19 protein-coding genes are annotated in these 16,759 nt (G+C 74.0%); 11 read left to right on the top strand and 8 right to left on the bottom strand.

Annotated elements, in window-relative coordinates; all coding sequences use genetic code 11:
* The first annotated feature begins 40 nt into the window (after positions 1-40).
* The 5 genes from AC0GKK_RS24695 to AC0GKK_RS24715 all read left to right on the top strand — a co-directional run bounded on the left by AC0GKK_RS24695 (position 41) and on the right by AC0GKK_RS24715 (position 5,329).
* Entirely contained in the window at positions 41-706 is a 666-nt protein-coding gene (locus AC0GKK_RS24695) for an HAD family hydrolase (RefSeq protein ID WP_489882651.1), read from the top strand.
* A 122-nt stretch (positions 707-828) separates the two neighbouring features.
* Positions 829-2,058, top strand: a complete 1,230-nt coding sequence (locus AC0GKK_RS24700) for a sedoheptulose 7-phosphate cyclase (RefSeq protein WP_476651936.1) — start codon at positions 829-831, stop codon at positions 2,056-2,058.
* The gene (locus AC0GKK_RS24705; protein ID WP_251785074.1) at positions 2,055-2,831 is read left to right on the top strand and encodes an O-methyltransferase; all 777 of its coding nucleotides are present in this window, start codon (positions 2,055-2,057) and stop codon (positions 2,829-2,831) included. Before AC0GKK_RS24700 ends, AC0GKK_RS24705 begins: the two co-directional genes overlap by 4 nt.
* Entirely contained in the window at positions 2,828-4,285 is a 1,458-nt protein-coding gene (locus AC0GKK_RS24710; RefSeq protein WP_489882652.1) for an ATP-grasp domain-containing protein, read from the top strand. The genes AC0GKK_RS24705 and AC0GKK_RS24710 overlap by 4 nt, the downstream gene beginning before the upstream one ends.
* A 3-nt stretch (positions 4,286-4,288) precedes the next feature.
* Positions 4,289-5,329 (top strand): D-alanine--D-alanine ligase family protein, encoded by a 1,041-nt coding sequence (locus AC0GKK_RS24715; protein ID WP_476651933.1) that lies wholly within the window; start codon positions 4,289-4,291, stop codon positions 5,327-5,329.
* A 104-nt stretch (positions 5,330-5,433) separates the two neighbouring features.
* Here the strand turns inward: AC0GKK_RS24715 and AC0GKK_RS24720 are convergent, their stop codons facing one another.
* The 3 genes from AC0GKK_RS24720 to AC0GKK_RS24730 all read right to left on the bottom strand — a co-directional run bounded on the left by AC0GKK_RS24720 (position 5,434) and on the right by AC0GKK_RS24730 (position 8,031).
* Positions 5,434-6,219 carry a TauD/TfdA dioxygenase family protein gene (locus AC0GKK_RS24720; RefSeq protein WP_489882653.1) on the bottom strand — a complete coding sequence of 262 codons (786 nt, stop codon included), beginning with the start codon at positions 6,217-6,219 and terminating at the stop codon, positions 5,434-5,436.
* A gap of 62 nt (positions 6,220-6,281) precedes the next feature.
* Positions 6,282-6,764, bottom strand: coding sequence for a hypothetical protein (locus AC0GKK_RS24725; RefSeq protein ID WP_062396040.1), 483 nt, complete (start codon positions 6,762-6,764; stop codon positions 6,282-6,284).
* 40 nt (positions 6,765-6,804) lie between these two features.
* Positions 6,805-8,031 carry a threonine synthase gene (locus AC0GKK_RS24730; RefSeq protein ID WP_476651930.1) on the bottom strand — a complete coding sequence of 409 codons (1,227 nt, stop codon included), beginning with the start codon at positions 8,029-8,031 and terminating at the stop codon, positions 6,805-6,807.
* A 147-nt stretch (positions 8,032-8,178) separates the two neighbouring features.
* Here AC0GKK_RS24730 and AC0GKK_RS24735 point away from each other — a divergent pair, with 147 nt between their 5' ends.
* The 3 genes from AC0GKK_RS24735 to AC0GKK_RS24745 are packed head-to-tail and all read left to right on the top strand — an operon-like array spanning position 8,179 to position 9,920.
* Complete coding sequence (locus AC0GKK_RS24735) at positions 8,179-8,634, top strand: DoxX family protein (protein ID WP_405416441.1); 456 nt, start codon at positions 8,179-8,181, stop codon at positions 8,632-8,634.
* Between the two features lie 28 nt (positions 8,635-8,662).
* The gene (locus AC0GKK_RS24740) at positions 8,663-9,499 is read left to right on the top strand and encodes an Fpg/Nei family DNA glycosylase (RefSeq protein ID WP_489882654.1); all 837 of its coding nucleotides are present in this window, start codon (positions 8,663-8,665) and stop codon (positions 9,497-9,499) included.
* A 52-nt stretch (positions 9,500-9,551) separates the two neighbouring features.
* Complete coding sequence (locus tag AC0GKK_RS24745) at positions 9,552-9,920, top strand: hypothetical protein (protein ID WP_405416445.1); 369 nt, start codon at positions 9,552-9,554, stop codon at positions 9,918-9,920.
* Positions 9,921-9,925: 5 nt separating this feature from the next.
* Here the strand turns inward: AC0GKK_RS24745 and AC0GKK_RS24750 are convergent, their stop codons facing one another.
* From AC0GKK_RS24750 to AC0GKK_RS24765, 4 genes are all read right to left on the bottom strand, one after another.
* Entirely contained in the window at positions 9,926-10,186 is a 261-nt protein-coding gene (locus tag AC0GKK_RS24750; RefSeq protein WP_405416447.1) for a hypothetical protein, read from the bottom strand.
* A gap of 93 nt (positions 10,187-10,279) precedes the next feature.
* On the bottom strand, positions 10,280-11,635 hold the full coding sequence (locus AC0GKK_RS24755; protein ID WP_489882655.1) for an MFS transporter: 1,356 nt from the start codon (positions 11,633-11,635) through the stop codon (positions 10,280-10,282).
* Between the two features lie 26 nt (positions 11,636-11,661).
* Complete coding sequence (locus tag AC0GKK_RS24760; protein WP_073574423.1) at positions 11,662-12,018, bottom strand: hypothetical protein; 357 nt, start codon at positions 12,016-12,018, stop codon at positions 11,662-11,664.
* A 171-nt stretch (positions 12,019-12,189) separates the two neighbouring features.
* The gene (locus AC0GKK_RS24765) at positions 12,190-12,756 is read right to left on the bottom strand and encodes a hypothetical protein (protein WP_489882656.1); all 567 of its coding nucleotides are present in this window, start codon (positions 12,754-12,756) and stop codon (positions 12,190-12,192) included.
* A 285-nt stretch (positions 12,757-13,041) separates the two neighbouring features.
* Between AC0GKK_RS24765 and AC0GKK_RS24770 the strand changes: the two genes are divergently transcribed.
* From AC0GKK_RS24770 to AC0GKK_RS24780, 3 genes are all read left to right on the top strand, one after another.
* On the top strand, positions 13,042-13,467 hold the full coding sequence (locus tag AC0GKK_RS24770) for a hypothetical protein (RefSeq protein ID WP_345652480.1): 426 nt from the start codon (positions 13,042-13,044) through the stop codon (positions 13,465-13,467).
* Between the two features lie 186 nt (positions 13,468-13,653).
* Entirely contained in the window at positions 13,654-13,962 is a 309-nt protein-coding gene (locus tag AC0GKK_RS24775) for a hypothetical protein (RefSeq protein ID WP_073574211.1), read from the top strand.
* An 86-nt stretch (positions 13,963-14,048) separates the two neighbouring features.
* Positions 14,049-15,014 carry an NADPH:quinone oxidoreductase family protein gene (locus tag AC0GKK_RS24780; RefSeq protein WP_308819733.1) on the top strand — a complete coding sequence of 322 codons (966 nt, stop codon included), beginning with the start codon at positions 14,049-14,051 and terminating at the stop codon, positions 15,012-15,014.
* A 6-nt stretch (positions 15,015-15,020) separates the two neighbouring features.
* On the opposite strand, the gene AC0GKK_RS24785 is transcribed toward AC0GKK_RS24780, so the two are convergent.
* Positions 15,021-16,757: a hypothetical protein gene (locus tag AC0GKK_RS24785; RefSeq protein ID WP_489882657.1), complete on the bottom strand. Its 1,737-nt coding sequence runs from the start codon at positions 16,755-16,757 to the stop codon at positions 15,021-15,023.
* Positions 16,758-16,759: the final 2 nt, after the last annotated feature.

Raw genomic sequence — 16,759 nt, forward strand, 5'->3', positions numbered from 1 at the left:
GGCGTGCGTCGGCATGCTCCGACCGCGAAGGAGCACCCCCGTGCCCGCGATCCTGTTCGGCTCCATCTCCACCCTCGTCGACACCTCCGAGCTGCAGCGCGAGGCGTTCAACGAGGCCTTCTCCCGGCACGGCCTCGACTGGCACTGGGACCGCGACGACTACCTCGCCATGCTGGAGTCCAACGGCGGCGCCCAGCGCATCGCCGAGCACGCCGCGTCCACCGGTGAGACCGTCGACGCCGACGCCGTGCACGCCACCAAGTCCGAGGTCTTCCGGACGAAGCTGCGGGAGTCCGGCGCGACCCCGCGCCCCGGTGTCCGCGAGACCATCAAGGCCGCGCACGGCCGCGGGGTCACCGTCGGGCTGGTCACGACGACCTCCCGCGACAATGTCGACGCGGTCCTCGACGCGCTCGGACCGGACGTGACGCGCGCGGACTTCGCGCTGCTCGTCGACCGCGCGATCGTGTCCGCACCCAAGCCCGACCCGGCGGCGTACACGCACGCGATCGCCGCGCTCGGCGAGACCGCCGACAGCGTGGTCGCCATCGAGGACAACGTCGGTGGCGTCGCCTCGGCGACCGGTGCGGGTGTGCGCGTCGTCGCCTTCCCGAACGCCAACACCGCGGGTCACGACTTCTCCCAGGCCACCGAACGCGTCGAGTCGCTCGACGACGGTGCGCTGCTCGCCGACGTCACCCGCTGACGCCCGGCCGCACCCCTCCCGCACGGCCCCGACGGGCCCGGTCGTACCGACCGGGCCCGGCACGGGCGTGCCCACGAGTCCCATGCCCCGCCCCGGATCGACCTGATCGGAGACCAGAGGACATGAGCAATCCCCAGGCAGCGCAGACCCTGCCGCCGAGCCCCACACTGACCACGACCGACACCGCGTTCCGGGTCGAGAGCTGGGAACGGATCGAGTTCACCCTCTCCTACGTCGACGGCGCCTTCGCCGCGGAGAACACGCACGTCGCGGACCTGTACCGGGACCGGGGCCGCTGCCTGATGGTCGTCGACGAAGCGGTGCACGAGCTCTACGGCGACCGCATCCGCGCCTACTTCGACCACCACGGCATCGCACTGACCACGGTCCCGCTCACGATCGCCGAGACCGCGAAGAGCCTGCGGACGCTGGAGAGGATCGTCGACGCGTTCGCCGAGTTCGGGCTGAACCGCACCGAGCCGCCGCTCGTCGTCGGGGGTGGGCTGACCACCGACGTCGCCGGGTTCGCCTGCGCGTCGTACAAGCGGGGAACGCCCTACATCCGCATCCCCACCACGCTGATCGGCCTGATCGACGCCAGCGTCGCGATGAAGGTCGCGGTCAACCACGGGAAGCACAAGAACCGGCTCGGTGCCTTCCACGCCTCGCACGACGTGCTGCTGGACTTCTCGTTCCTGGCGACGCTGCCCGAGGCGCAGGTCCGCAACGGTGTCGCCGAGATGATCAAGATCGCGACGGTGGCGAACGCCGACCTGTTCGACCTGCTGGAGAAGTACGGCGAGGACCTGCTGGCCACCGGGTTCGGGCACCGGGACGGCACGCCGGAGCTGCGCGAGATCTCCCACCGCGCCACCTACGACGCCGTCCGCACCATGCTCGAGCTGGAGCACCGCAACCTGCACGAGCTCGACCTCGACCGGGTCATCGCCTTCGGCCACACCTGGAGCCCCACCCTGGAGCTGGCGCCGGAGACGCCGATGCTGCACGGGCACGCGATCAGCGTCGACATGGCGTTCTCCGCGACCCTCGCCGAGCGGCGCGGCTACATCTCCACCGGCGAGCGGGACCGCGTCCACCGCCTGTTCAGCGGGCTCGGGCTCACCGTCGACAGCCCGTACCTCACCCCTGAGCTGCTGACCGAGGCCACCGAGTCGATCACCCAGACCCGGGCCGGGCTGCTGCGCGCGGCGGTGCCGAAGCCCATCGGCACCTGTCACTTCGTCAACGACGCCACCCCCGCGGAGCTGACCGCGGCCCTGGCCGCGCACAAGGAGGTCGTCGCCGACCTGCCGACGGCGGCGGGCGGGGTGGACATGTGGTCGCTGAAGTGACCGGCGCACCGACCCGGCCCGCCCGCCCGGTCACACCGACGACGATCCTCGCCGAGCTGCTCGACGACCTCGTCACCCGCGCCGGGGCGGGCGCCGACCCCGACCTCGTCCGGGCCCGGGACCTGGCCGCGGGCCTCGACCCCTACCTCGACGAGCACACCTCGCCGGCGTCGTCGGCGCTGGTCGAGCTGGAGGCGCGCACCCGGTCCGCGGCGTGGACCGGGACCCTGGAGCAGGAGATGCTGTCCGGTCACGTCGAGGGCCGGTTCCTCGCGTTCCTCGTCGCCATGACCGGCGCCCGGCGGGTCCTCGAGGTCGGCATGTTCACCGGCTACTCGGCGCTCGCGATGGCCGAGGCCCTGCCCGACGACGGCGAACTGGTCGCCTGCGAGCTCGACGCCGACGTGGCGGCGTTCGCGCGGGACCGCTTCGCCGCGTCCCCGGCGGGACGCCGGATCCGGGTCGAGGTCGGCCCGGCCGCGGACACCCTGGAACGGCTGCGGGGCACCGCGTTCGACCTGGTGTTCGTCGACGCCGACAAGGCCGGATACGCCGGGTACCTCGACACCGTCCTCGACGGCGGCCTGCTCGCCCCGGGCGGGGTGGTCTGCGTCGACAACACCCTGATGCAGGGCCTGCCCTGGACCGGGGACCGGACGGCGAACGGCGACGCCATCGCCGCGTTCAACCGCCGGGTCACCGACGACCCCCGCGTGGAGCAGGTGCTGGTGCCGCTGCGCGACGGGCTGACCCTGATCCGACGGTCCGCATGAGCCGCACCACCGCCGTGAGGGGCCGGGCCCGTTCGTCGGGCCCGGCCCCGGCGCGGCTCGCCTCGGGCGTCGTCGCGCTCGCCGCCGCCGGGCTCGCCGGGCGTGCGCTGGGCACCGGCCGCGACGGCGCCCCGCGCGAGGGCACGGCGGCGACCCGGGTCCGTACCGCGGGCACCCTCGCCCTGCTCACCGCCGCCCTGCCCGCCGATCTGGCGATCACCGGCGTCGCCGCGCTGGCCGGGCTCCTGCGCCGTCGTGAGCGGGCCCGGCCGCACCGGCCGCTGACCGTGCTGCTCAGCGGCGGGAAGATGACCAAGGCGCTGGAGCTGGCACGGGCCTTCCACCGTGCCGGGCACCGGGTCGTGCTCGTCGAGCAGGCCCGCTACCGCTTCACCGGGCACCGGTTCTCCCGGGCGGTCGACGCGTTCCACGTCGTCCCCGCCCCGGACGCGCCGGGCTACGCCCACGCGCTCGCCGACATCGCCCGCCGGGAGGGCGCCGACGTGTACGTGCCGGTGTGCAGCCCCGTCGCGAGCTGGTACGACGCCGACGCCAAGCGGCTGCTCGAACCGTTCTGCGCGGTCGTGCACCCCGACGCCGACGTCGTCGCGATGCTCGACGACAAGCACCGGTTCACCGCGACCGCCGCCGGGTTCGGCCTGACGGTGCCCGCGGCGCGGCGCATCACCGACCCGGCGCAGGTCGTCGACCACGACTTCGCCGCCACCCCGGGGCGCACCTGGATCCTCAAGTCGCTGCGCTACGACCCGGTGCGCCGCCGCGACCTGACCCGGCTGCCGCTCCCGACCCGCGCCGAGACCGCGGCGTTCGTGGCGACCCTGCCGATCTCACCGGACAACCCCTGGATCCTGCAGGAGTTCGTCGAGGGCACGGAGTACTGCACCCACGCCACCGTCCGCGACGGCGACGTCCGCCTGTACTGCTGCTGTCCGTCGTCGAGCTTCCTGCTCAACTACGACCACGTCGACCACCCGGCGATCGAGGACTGGGTGCGGCGGTTCTGCGGCGAGCTGGGGGTGACCGGGCAGCTGTCGTTCGACTTCATCGAGGCACCCGACGGCCGGGTCCTGGCCATCGAGTGCAACCCGCGCACCCACTCCGCGATCACCCTGTTCCACGACCACCCGGGCGTCGCCGCGGCCTACCTCGACGCCGGTGCCGGCACGCTCGTGCCGGCACCGGCCACCCGGCCGACCTACTGGCTGCACCACGAGCTGGGCCGGCTCCTCGGCGACCCCGGGTCGTGGCGGGAGCGGCTGCGGATCGTGCGCGACGGACGGGAGGCACTGCTCGACGTGCACGACCCGTTGCCGTTCCTGCTGGTCCCGCACCTGCAGATCACCTCGCTGCTGCTCGGCAACCTCCTGCGTGGACGGCCGTGGGTGACCGTCGACGTGAACATCGGCAAGCTCGTCGAACCGGCGGGGGACTGAACCGTGCTGCGTGTCCTGCACCTCGTCGGCTCGGGCGTCGACGAGTTCTTCTGCGACCTGTCCCGGCTCTACGCCGCGGACTGCCTCGACGCGACCGCCGACCCGGCGCGCTACGAGTTCGTCGTCGCGTACGTGACGCCGCAGGGCTGGCGGTTCCCGGCCGGGCTCGACCCGGAGCAGATCGCCGCCGCGCCACTGCGGACCCTCCCCGAGGCGGTCGCCGAGATCGCCCGGGCGGGCGTGGACGTGATGGTGCCGCAGATGTTCTGCCGGCCCGGGATGACCCACCACCGGGCGCTGTTCGAGCTGCTCGGGATCGGCTACGTCGGCAACACCCCCGAGGTCATGGCGCTGGGCGCGGACAAGGCCCTGGCCCGCGCGGTCGTCGCCGAGGGCGGGGTCGCCGTCCCGGCGGGGGAGACGGTGCGCGCCGGGCAGGTGCCGACGGTCCGGCCGCCCGCCGTCGTCAAGCCGGTGGACACCGACAACTCGGTCGGGGTCACCCTCGTCCACGACCCGGACGGGTTCGGGGTGGCCGTGAAGGCCGCCCTGGTCCACGGCGACCGCGCCCTGGTCGAGGAGTTCGTGCCGCTGGGCCGCGAGGTCCGGTGCGCGGTGGTGGAACGCGACGGCCACCTGGTCGGGCTGCCGCTGGAGGAGTACCGGATGGACGCGGTCGACAAGCCGGTCCGCCTCGCCGACGACAAGCTCGCCCGCACCGGCGACGGCGACCTGCGCCTGGTCGCGAAGGACGCCCGGTCCTGGATCGTCGACGCAGGCGACCCGGCCACCGGGCCGGTGCAGGACGCCGCCCGCGCGGCGTTCCGCGCCCTGGGCTGCCGCGACTACGGGCTGTTCGACTTCCGCATCGACCCGGACGGCCGGCCCTGGTTCCTGGAGGCCGGGCTGTACTGCTCGTTCGCCCGCACCTCGGTGGTCGTCACGATGGCCGAGGCCGCGGGGATCGGCGTCGCCGACCTGTTCGCCGACGCCGTCACCCGCGCCGCCGCCCGCACCACCGCCCCACCCGGCTCCGACCGCTGATCCCGGCTCCCGCCGCCGGTGGGGCGCGCCGTCGCACCCCGCAGGTGGCCCGCGCACCCTCCGCGGCGGGTGCGGCGACCGCGTCCGGGGTGCGCGGCGGGAGCTCAGCGGGCGGCGCGGGGCCGGACGTGGTCGCGCACCATGCCGCGGTGCATGACCCGGTCCCCGACGACGCCGGAGTGGTCGGCGCGGTGCAGCACGCAGGCGTTGTCCCAGATCACGACGTCGCCCGGTGCCCACCGGTGGTCCAGCACGTTGTCCGGCCGCGTCGAGTGCTCGATCAGCTCCCGCACGGTCGCCGCGGACTCCTCGGCGTCCATCCCGCCGACCTCGGCGCAGCGGGCCGCGGTCGAGAGGTAGAGGGCGGTCCGGCCGGTGCGCGGGTGCGGGCGGAACACCGGGTGCCAGGCCTCGGTCTCGGTACCGGCGTCGTCGGGGGACAGCCCGGTGACGACGTGGCGGATGCTGCGGCCGTCGAGCCGGGTCCGCAGCGGCTCCGGGAGCGTCTCGTAGGCGCGGTACTGGTTGGAGAACTGCGTCGCGCCGCCCCGGGAGGGGACGGTCACCGCCCGCAGCGCGGTATAGGCGGGCGGGGCCGCGACGTAGCTGGTGTCGACGTGGAACGAGCTGCGCGGCGGGGTGTCGCGGCCGACGTTGGAGATCACGTTGAGGTCCGGGTGGGTCTCCAGCGGCGTCTCACCGGTGGTGAACGCCAGCGGGCCGAGACCTCGGAGGAACGCGAGGAAGCCGTCGTCGCCGACGTCGTCCTGACCGGGCAGGACGAGGACGCCGTGCTCGGCGAGCAGCGCCCCGAGCGCGTCCGGGTCGAGGTCGGGCAGGGACGTCCCGGTGACGCGGGCGCCGACCGGGTGCAGGGCCTCGATGTCCATCACCCGAGTGTGCGGGCGCCCGCGGTCACCCGCGCGCCGGACGCGGGGGCCGGACGCCGGGGTCAGGACGCCGTGCGGCCCCACCGGCGGCGACGCGGGCGGTCGGCGGGCTCGTCCTCCATCGGGGCGGCGATCGCGAGCCGCCCGACCTGCTCGTTGAGGACCTTGAGGTGCACCCGGACGTCGTCGTGGGTCGGGTCCAGCACCGCCTGCTCGGCGATCTCCGCGGCCTGGTCGACCGACTGCTTCAGCGACGCCTTGGCCTTGTTCAGCCGGGCGGCGATCCGCTTCGCGGGCGGCTCGGTGAGCCGGAACCGTGCCGGCTCGATCGAGTCGCCGACGGCGGCCAGGCGCTGCACCGCCTCCAGCTCGGAGTCCAGCCGCTTGCCGATCTCGGTGAGCCACGTCCGCACTTGCATCGCCGAGATCACCGTGGTGATCCGGTGGAAGCGCTGCACCTGCTCGGTGCACTCGGCCACGTAGGTCCGCCAGTACCGCGAGAGCGGTGCGGGTGACGGCTCGGATCCGGGTCGCAGGAGTGACACGTGCGCAGGCTACCGGTGATCACGACGAGGTCGCCGTGGGTCACGGGATGCGCCCGTCCGTCGCCAGCACCGGCGCGTCGGCGGTCACGGTGTCGGGGTAGATCAGGCCGCTGCCGGTGTTCAGCACGACGACCGTCTCCGACCCGTCGAGCCACCCCGACTCCCGCAGCCGGCCCGCCGCGGCGACACAGGCCGCGCCCTCCGGGCAGATCCAGGTGCCCTCGTCGCGGGCGAGGGCGTGCTCGGCGGCGAGCAGCTCGTCGTCGGAGACGGCGACGGCGGTCCCGCCGGTGTCGTACACGGCGTCGAGGACGAGGAAGTCGCCCAGCGCCTTGGGCACGGTGATCCCGAACGCGACCGTGTGCGGGTCGGCCGGGGCCGTCGACTCGCGCAGCCCGGCCTCGAACGCGTCGACGATCGGCGCGCAGCCGGTGGCCTGCACCGCGACCAGCCGGGGCAGGGGGCCGGAGATCCAGCCGAGCTCCCGCATCTCCGCCAGGGCCTTGTGGATCGCGATGATCCCGACGCCGCCGCCGGTGGGGTAGAGGATGACGTCCGGGCAGCGCCAGCCGAGCTGCTCGACGATCTCGTAGCCCATCGTCTTCTTGCCCTCGATGCGGTAGGGCTCGCGCAGCGTCGAGGTGTCCTGGTACCCCGCCCCGACGGAGTTGCGGCGGGCGACGGCGTCGGCCACGAGCCTCCCGGCGTCGCCGATCAGGCCGTCGACCAGGTACAGCTCCCCGCCGGAGACGACGACCTCGCGCCGGGTGATCTCCGGGGCGTCGACCGGCATCGCGATCAGCGCACCGAGCCCGGCGCGCGCGGCGTAACAGGCCCAGGCGGCACCGGCGTTGCCGTTGGTGGGCATCGCGACCGCCCGGACTCCGAGCTCGGCGGCCCGGGACACCCCGACGGCGGCGCCGCGCGCCTTGAACGCCCCGGTCGGGACCAGCCCCTCGTCCTTCATCCGCAGGCCGGGCAGCCCGAGGCGGGCGCCGGCACGGGGGAGCGGGAGCAGCGGGGTCATGCCCTCGCCCATCGTCACCACGTGCGCGGGGTCCCGCACGGGCAGCACCTCGTGGTAGCGCCACAGGTCCGGCGGGCGGGCGGCGATGTCGGCCGGGGTCACCAGCGTGCGGGCCCGGTCGAGGTCGTAGCGGGCGAGCAGCGGGGCACCGGAGGCCGAGGTGCCCTGCACCGTGTCGGCGTCGAGGACCTCGCCGGTACGGGAGCACTCCAGGTGGGTCAGCGTCGAGAAGTCGGGCACGGGTCCAGCTGATCTCCCGCCGTGCCGTGGCGCAACCGGAGGGGTGCGGCGACGCGGGCAGGAGCAGGCCGCCACGACTACGCCGTTGCGACGATCCTGTTAGCCTCGGGAGCGTAAGCGTGAAAGTTCAACAATCGAGAGGAACCCATGCGCCCGCTCCCCGCGCCGCTCTCCGACATCGCACTCCTGCTCGTCCGGCTGCTCGTCGGCGTCGTCCTCGTCGCCCACGGCCTGCAGAAGCTCTCGGGTGGTGTCGGCGGGGTCGCGTCGGGCTTCGCCGGCATGGGCATCCCGCTGCCCACGGTCTCCGCGCTGTTCGTCATCGCGGCCGAGCTCGGAGGCGGTCTGCTGCTGATCGCCGGTGCCGCGACGACCGTGGCGGGGCTCGCCGTCGTCGTCGCGATGGCGGGGGCCTACCTCTTCGCGCACGTGGGCCTGAACCCGTTCGTCGACTCGGGCGGCTGGGAGCTGGTCGGCGTGATCGCCGCCGGTGGACTCGCGCTGGCCGCGACCGGGCCGGGCCGGTTCTCCGTCGACGCGCTCGTCGCCGGACGCCGTCGCACGCCCGCCCGGCACGCGGTGGGTGTGTCCGCGGGGGAGTAGTACCCGCCCGCACGGGGGATCCCTCCGCATGCCCGAGGGACACACCGTGCACCGGCTCGCGCGGCTGCAGCGCCGCCGCTACGCCGGACGGCCGGTGGCCGTCTCCAGCCCGCAGCGCCGCTTCACCACCGGCGCCGAGATCGTCGACGGGCGGGTGCTGGTCGACGTGCAGGCCCACGGCAAGCACCTGTTCCAGCACTACGGGCCGGACACCACCGTGCACGTCCACCTCGGGCTGTGGGGCCGGTTCCCGAACCGGAGGCTCCCCGAGGAGCCGCCCCGCGGCCAGGTCAGGATGCGGATGGTCGGCGAGACGCACTACGCCGACCTGCGCGGCCCGGCCGCCTGCGAGCTGCTCGACGACGTGGGTGTGAAGGAGCTGCGGGCCCGCCTCGGCGAGGACCCGTTGCGCGACGACGCGGACCCGGCGCGAGTCCGGAAGCGGTTCGCCCGCTCCCGGGTCCCGCTGGCCGCCCTGCTCATGGACCAGACGGTGATCGCGGGCATCGGCAACGTCTTCCGCGCCGAGACGCTGTTCCGCACCGGACTGGACCCGATGACCCCGGCCCGCGACCTCGACGACCGGTCCTTCGCCCTGCTCTGGGACGACCTGACCGAGATGCTCCGCGACGGCGAGCGGCGCGGCCGGATCGAGACGCTGCGCCCCGAGCACGACCCGGCCCTGCTGGCGCCCCCCGACCGCGGCGCGGTCTGCGCCAGCGTCGTCTACGCCTACCGCCGCACCGGACAGCCCTGCCTGGTCTGCGGCGCCCCGATCGCGCACGCCGAGGTCCGCACGCGGAACCTGTTCTGGTGCCCCGGGTGCCAGGCCGGAGGCAGCGCCCGGCCGCTCACCGAACGGTGACGATGGATGTCCGATCTGTCCTGTACCGGGCGGTAGCGGTACCGTTGACGTCATGCTGTCGACCGGTCCCGCTCGTCCGGAAGCGGGGCGTCGGCCGATCGTCCGCTGGGACGCCGCGCTGTCCGGGGCCGCGCTGGCCGTGACCGGCATGCTGGTCGCCCTGGGCGTGTTCGGTGCCGTCTTCCTCGTCGCGTTCCTCGACTACTGCCCGCCGCGGACGTGCAGCTCCTCGGCCGTGCTCGTCTCGGTCGGCGGGTCGCTGGTGGTTGCGGCCGCCGCCGGGATCGCCGGTCTCGCCATGACCGTGCTGCGGGTCGTCGAACGACGCCCGGCCTGGCCGTTCGCGCTGGCCACCCTCGTCGTGACCGGCTCCGCCGTCGTCTTCGGGGCGGTCCACTACGCGAGTGCGATCGGGTACTGACGCATTCACGGGTCGATTCCCAGAATGCGTGCGCCGAGCCGGACCTCGCGGCCGGAACCGTTGCACGCGCCGCAGTGCCGCCACGATTTCGTGGCCAGTGCGCCGTACTGCCGCGGGGTGCCCTTGCAGCGCCCGCACCGGGTGAAGGGGTGCAGGTAGAGTGAGCCGATGTACAGGAACAGGGCCACCGCACCGATGATCACCAGAATGGTCGTGCCGCTCGCCCCGCTCTGTTCCTCGGCTGCGGACAGCAGAAACTCCGTCATTCTCGTCGCCCCCCGGTGAATGGAGCGCGACCCCCTGTCGCCGCCCCGGTCACCGAGGTTACGTCGCCGTTTACGGAATCTTTGACCGGTTAATCACTGTTGACGATCGCCGGTCCGCTCGGCTGCGTCCGCCGCCGCAGCGCGCTGCGCCGTCCGGCGGAAACCGACCGCGATCGCCGCCGACATCAGCATCATCACCGCGACCACCCACATCCCGGCGCGGGAGTCGCCGGTCAGGTCCTTCAGCCACCCCGCGACGAACGGCCCGGCGAACCCGGACAGGTTGCCGAAGGAGTTGATCAGCCCGATCCCGGCGGCGGCCCCGGCCCCGGTGAGGAACGCGTTCGGCAGCGCCCAGAACGGCGGGATGGCGGCGAAGACCCCGATCGCGCAGACGGTCACGCATGCCATGACCAGCAGCGGTGAGTCCATGTACAGCGCGCCCGCGATCGCGACCGCCCCGACGACGGCGGGGACGGCCACGTGCAGCCCCCGCTCGCCGCTGCGGTCGGAGTGCCGGGCCCACAGCACCATCGTCACCGACGCGATCGCGTACGGCACCGCGGTGATCAGACCGACCTCGACCAGCGAGTAGTCGGCGCCGAACTGCTGCTCGAAACCCGCGACGACCTGGGGCAGGAAGAACGCCAGTACGTAGAGCCCGAACACGATCCCGAAGTAGACGATCGAGAGGGCCACCACCCGGCCGTCGCGCAGGGCGGCGGCGACGCCGCGGTCCTGCCCGGCCGCCGCCGCGTCCTCGGCGGCGATCCGCTCCTCCAGCGCGACCGCCTGGTCGGCGGGCAGCCACCGGGCCCGGGTCGGGCGGTCCGGCAGCAGCCACAGCACCGCGATCCCCAGCAGCACCGCCGGGATGCCCTCGACGAAGAACATGAAGCGCCAGCCGGCGTCGAAGCCCAAGGCACCGTCGCCGACCGAGATCAGCCACGTCGACAGCGGCCCGCCGACCACCGAGGACAGCGGCACGGCCAGGAAGAACAGCGCGACGATCCGTGCCCGCTCGACCCTCGGGAACCAGTAGGTCAGGTACAGGATGATGCCGGGGAAGAAGCCGGCCTCGGCGATGCCGAGCAGCACCCGCACGACGTAGAAGCCGATCTCGCCCTGGATAAACGCCGTCGACGACGCGACGATGCCCCAGGTCACCATGATCCGGGCGATCCAGATCCGGGCGCCGACCCGGTGCAGGATCACGTTGGACGGGACCTCGAAGAAGAAGTACCCGATGAAGAACAGCCCGGCGCCCAGGCCGTAGGCGGCCGCGGACAGGCCCAGGTCGGCGTTCATCGTCAGCGACGCGAACCCGACGTTGACCCGGTCGATGTAGTTCAGCAGATAGGCCAGGGCGAGCAGCGGGATGAGCCGCTTCGTCGCCGTCCGTACGGCCGTCGAGACCAGCACGCCTTCCCCCTCCGTTGCGGTGCGCACGCCCGCGCAGTCTCTCCGCCGGAAGGTCAGTCCTTCAACCAGGCGTAGGCGGTGTGCCGGGAGACACCGAGCGCCGCCGCCATCGCGCTGACCTCGCAGCCGGCCTCGCGCCCGGCGCGCAGCAGCGCGCGGCGACGTTCGCGCGGCGCGTCCGCCGCCGCCCGCAGTTCCTCCAGCACGGCCGCGGACTCGGCGGATCCCCGGCGGCGGCCCACCCCGGGCCGGGAGAACGCGCGGACGGCGTCGGCGTCCCAGACCTTGCGGCCGCCCGGGCCGGGGTCGGGCAGCGGGGCCGGCGCCTGGCCGCGGGAGACGTAGGAGTTCCAGGTGCCCACCTGCACGCCCCAGTGGGCGGCGCACTCGTCGCTGGTCCATGTCGTCACGAGGGCCGAGCCTGTCACGGGGCGCCGGGTGCGTCGCCGCCGGACGATGTGTCGATCTCGGTAAGCCGTTGTCGACGGACCGCCGGGGTCATCACATTCGATGATCAGGTCGTCACGGTCGGCGCCGGTCGAACCGGACGAGGTGTACGGGCGCGCGCGATTCTGCGCGCCCTACGGCCGCAGTGCGGTGACCACCCAGCGCAGCGACGTCCGGTCGGTGCAGGTGGCGAGCAGCTCGGCCTGCTCGGCGCTCCCGGTGTCGCGGCGACGGGTGTCGAACAGGTCCTCGACCAGGCCGGGCACGTCGCGGTGCTCTCCGGGCAGCGGCTCGTCGCCACCGGGCAGTCCGAGGCGGGCGACGACCAGGCGCAGCGTGCGGTGCCCGATCAGTCGCATACCCGGGGACAGCAGCGCGGAGTTCCGCGGGGGAGTGGTGCCGGCGGCGGGCTCCTGCCCGGGCAGCGGCACCGCACCGGGCGGCGTGCCGGGCAGGCTCACCGCGGACACGGCGATCACGCCGCCGTCGAGCAGGGCCCAGGCGTCGATCGCGGGACGGTGCGTCTCGCGACCCGACGCGGTGGCCAGTCCCTGGTCGGCCAGCCACCGGCGCAACCGCGGCCGCAGGTCCCAGCGCACGTCGAACACGCCCTCGGCCAGGTCGGACGGGGTGAATACCTCGTCCCACCGCGGGCCGCCGGACGCCCCGTTCCCGACACCCGTCTCGGGCTGGATCGCCATCTTCATCCCCCGACCCGGGGCACGCGCGTTCCCGGGGAACCAGGATAGGACGGTCCGGACGGGCGTACAGGCTGGTGCACACGGCCGTACCCACAGGTGTGATGACACGACCGACGCGGCGGTGAACGGCGTCCCCGGAACGCCGATCAGCAGGCGATGTCACACTGTGTGAGCGATTATGCCGGTGTCTGCGTGACAGATGACACGATCGAGCGAGTCCGCCGCAGGCGGTAACGAGGCAGGATGAGTCGAGCGATCCACAAGTGACGGCGGCGTGGAGGCGACATGGACGGGCAGTTCGACAGGGTTCCGGCGGTGCACCCGGGGATGATCCCCGCGGCACGGCGCTCGGTGGAGAACCTGCCGTCCGGACGAGGTGTGGTCGACGGCGAGCGGGGCCGCGTGCTGGCCCGCTACGCGCGGCTGATGCGGTCCGGCCGGCCGGAGGTCTGCCTGCCCGGGCGGCGCGAGATCTCCGAGCGCGAGCGGTTCGGCGCCTCCGCGACCGGCAGCGACGGCAAGGTCATCTACCCGGACCGGGACGCGGCCGAGTGCGCCGCCCGTGAGCTGGAGGCCCTCGGCGGTCGCCCGCAGCGGGCCTACCTGTGCCGGCGGTCCCGCCGCGGGCACTACCACCTGACCACCGACGCCGTCGCCCAGCGCCGTCGCGGCCCGGCGGAGCTCATCCCGCAGCCGCGCCGCGGCGACTGACCCGACCCGACATCCGACGACCCCCGGTGCCCGAGGCGCCGGGGGTCGTCGCGCGTCCGGGGCCGGTTCCCCACGGATGTCACACCGATGTGATGCGCGGCACACGCTGATCGTCTAGCGTGGGATGTGGCGGCGGTCACGTCACCGCCGAGCCGACGTTCCCACCACCACGCATCGGAGGGCCCCGTGAACCCGCACCTGCTGGAGGAGCGCGTCGCCACCGTCAACGGCGGCCGCGATCTCGCCGACCCCGCCCGTGCCCGCCTGCGCGCCCACAAGGCCACCGCCGACGCCTGCCGTCGGCGCGCCGCCGAGCGCCGTGCCGAGCTGGAGCGCGTCCTCTCCGGAGGCACCACCGGTGACGCCCTGGACCTCATGCTGGAGCTCGACGCGCTCGAGCGGGTGCAGGACCGCATCGACAACCGGCTCTCCGAGCTGTGCGACGCGCTCACCGAGCCGCGCACCCCGCGCTACGGCGACGCCCAGCCCGTGTAGCGGCGCCCCGCGGCCCGTGTGGATCACCCGCGCCCGTGGTTCGATGACCGGCGGACACCGCCGTCGGACCACGAGGGAGAGCACACGTGCGTGCAGTGCAGGTCAGCGAGCTGGACGGGCCGTCCGCGGTCCGCGTCGCCCAGGTCGAGCCGCCGGTCCGCGGTGACGGCGAGGTTCTGATCGACGTCGCCGCGGCCGGGGTGAACTTCCCGGACGTCCTGCTGACCAAGGGGATGTACCAGTACAAGCCGGAGCCGCCGTTCACCCTCGGCTCCGAGTGCGCCGGCACGGTGCGCGAGGCGGGCCCGGACAGCCGGTTCGCCGCCGGGGACCGGGTCGTCGCGTTCACCATGTCCGGGGTGTTCGCCGAGACCGTCTCCGCTCCGGAGCAGCACGTCTTCCCGCTGCCCGACGAGGTGGAGTTCGCGGCGGGCGCCTGCCTGCCGATGAACTACCTGACCGCGCACTTCACCCTCGACACCCGCGGTGGCCTGCGGGCGGGGGAGACGGTGCTCGTCCAGGGCGCGGCCGGGGGCATCGGGACCGCGGTGATCCAGCTGGCGGCCGCGATGGGGGCCACCGTCATCGGCGTCACCTCCACCGAGGCCAAGGCAGAGGTCGCCCGGCGCGCGGGCGCGGCGCACACCGTCGGCGTCGACGGGTTCAAGGACGCCGTGAAGGAGTTGACCGGCGGTGCGGGCGTCGACATGGTCGTCGACCCGGTCGGCGGGGACCGCTTCACCGACTCGGTGCGCTGCCTCGGCCCGCTCGGCCGTCTCATGGTCGTCGGATTCACCGCGGGGGACATCCCGACGGTGAAGGTGAACCGGCTGCTGCTGAACAACGTCGACGTCCGCGGGGTCGGCTGGGGTGCCTACGCGCTGGGCCGCCCGGACTTCATCCGCTCGGAGTGGGACGCCCTGCTCCCGCACCTGCGTTCCGGCGCGCTCGACCCGCTGATCAGCGAGCGCTTCGGCCTCGACGACGCCGCGACCGCCCTGTCCCGCATCGACGACCGCACCGTCACCGGCAAGGTCGTCCTGCTGACCTGATCCGGGTCAGCCTGCCGGCTCGAGGTTGTGCCGGACCGCGGTGCGCGGCAGCGGCGCCGTGGTCTCGGCGGCCGCCGCGCGGGGCGCCGGGGTGGGGCCGACGTGGCGGTGCGGCGCCGGCACCACCACGGGCTCGGCGACGTGCAACCGGTGGCGGGCGGCGACCGCCCGCCCGGCCGGGCCGGTCGCGGTCAGCGCGTGCAGCGCGAGGGCCCGGTGCGCCGGGACCTCGCAGCGGCGCAGGAAGCGGTCCAGCTCGCGCACGGCGTCCCGGGGGTGGCGCGCGAGCGCCCACGCGGCGAGCTCGGCCTCGGCGACGTCGGCCCGCACCCCGCTCATCCGCACGCACACGTACTCGACGTCCTCGTCGGCCAGCTCTCCCGGCGCGGGCAGGTGCATGCCCTGCTCGGTCAGGTACTCGTGCACCGCCCACAGCCCCATCGGGGTCAGCGCGACGACCGTGGGGTCCGGGTCGTCGCGGTGCGCGACCCGGGACAGCTCGTCGAGCTCGTCGGCATCGAGGGTCTCGGTCAGCTCGATCGCGCCGAGCAGCTCGCAGGCGTCCAGCAGGGCCGTGACGTCGCGGCGCCACAGCCGCTGCTCGACGTCGCCTGCGAGGTCGTCGACCACGCAGCCGGCCTCGTCGTTGACGGCGTCGCGGACCTGGCGGTGGAAGTGCTCGAGCGGGACCTGCCCGCCGCCGGTGGCGTAGAGGCCGACCCACAGCATCGGGAACGCCTGCGACATCGACATCCCGAACAGCGACGGTGCGCCGAACACGTCGGTCCCGCCCAGGCTGTCGCCGAGGCGTCCGACCGACTCGAACACCCGGCGCCACAGCTCGATCGGCCGGTTCAGCAGCGGGCCCGCGCTCTTGACCGGCAGCAGCCGGCCGCGCACCACGCGGACCAGGCGCGCCGAGCGGGCCCAGCGCAGCAGCAGCGACACCTCGGGCAGGTCGTCGCTGGTGCGGGCGGTCTCGCGGTAGATGTGGTCGAGCTGCAGGTGCGCGGCGAGGTCGAGCGCGTCGGTGCGGTCGAGTCGGCCGTCGGAGGTGAGTCGGCGCCCCGCCCGCACCCACAGGGTCAGCTTGCGGAGGAGCTCGAGGGCCTCGGAGCGCTCCGCGGCGTCGACGAGCGCCGCGGCGCCGGGCATCGGTACCGGCGGCAGCTCGGGGTTCCACTCGGTGCGGGTCGGACGCTGCGCCTCGCGCCGCATGATCTCGGCGAGCGCGTGCCGGTCGACGTCGGTCTGCCCGGCGCCGGCGCGGTCGAGGAACCGCTGCACGGCGGCCGGGTCCGCGGGGTCGACGCCGTGGCGGTGCAGCTGCACGCCCCAGAACTTGCCGAGGTCGTAGTTTCGCTCGTCGGCGAGGCCGTCGTGCAGGGCGGGGGTGGAGTCGAGGACCTGACGGTGCAGCGCGTCCGCCGGGTGCGACTGCGGGTCGAACCAGTCGTGCTCGTCGACGAAGTCGATGAGTGCGTGGAAGGCGGGGGCGACGTCGTCGGGCTCGAGCACGGTCACCTTGCGCGGGAACCACATGCCCAGCGCGTCGGCGATGTGCGAGCGCGTCCAGCGGCCCAGCCTGCGGTCGCGCGCGTACTTGTAGTCCAGCACGGCGGCGACGAGCGCGGTGTCCACCTCGACGCGACGGCGGCGGGCCCAGAGGGAGAACTGCTCCAGCAGGCGGCTGCGGGCCTCGGCGTACCCCTGGTCGTCCCCCGGGGTGAAGACGAGACGCATCC

It is taken from the genome of Pseudonocardia sp. P-1 (assembly GCF_058111925.1).

What these genes read in the sequence shown, in the direction of transcription:
- AC0GKK_RS24700 (WP_476651936.1), top strand. Translation starts at nt 829, where the DNA reads ATGAGCAATCCCCAGGCAGCGCAGACCCTGCCGCCGAGCCCCACACTG.
- AC0GKK_RS24710 (WP_489882652.1), top strand. Translation starts at nt 2,828, where the DNA reads ATGAGCCGCACCACCGCCGTGAGGGGCCGGGCCCGTTCGTCGGGCCCG.
- AC0GKK_RS24720 (WP_489882653.1), bottom strand. Translation starts at nt 6,219, where the DNA reads ATGGACATCGAGGCCCTGCACCCGGTCGGCGCCCGCGTCACCGGGACG.
- AC0GKK_RS24735 (WP_405416441.1), top strand. Translation starts at nt 8,179, where the DNA reads ATGCGCCCGCTCCCCGCGCCGCTCTCCGACATCGCACTCCTGCTCGTC.
- AC0GKK_RS24740 (WP_489882654.1), top strand. Translation starts at nt 8,663, where the DNA reads ATGCCCGAGGGACACACCGTGCACCGGCTCGCGCGGCTGCAGCGCCGC.
- AC0GKK_RS24745 (WP_405416445.1), top strand. Translation starts at nt 9,552, where the DNA reads ATGCTGTCGACCGGTCCCGCTCGTCCGGAAGCGGGGCGTCGGCCGATC.
- AC0GKK_RS24750 (WP_405416447.1), bottom strand. Translation starts at nt 10,186, where the DNA reads ATGACGGAGTTTCTGCTGTCCGCAGCCGAGGAACAGAGCGGGGCGAGC.
- AC0GKK_RS24765 (WP_489882656.1), bottom strand. Translation starts at nt 12,756, where the DNA reads ATGGCGATCCAGCCCGAGACGGGTGTCGGGAACGGGGCGTCCGGCGGC.
- AC0GKK_RS24770 (WP_345652480.1), top strand. Translation starts at nt 13,042, where the DNA reads ATGGACGGGCAGTTCGACAGGGTTCCGGCGGTGCACCCGGGGATGATC.
- AC0GKK_RS24785 (WP_489882657.1), bottom strand. Translation starts at nt 16,757, where the DNA reads ATGCGTCTCGTCTTCACCCCGGGGGACGACCAGGGGTACGCCGAGGCC.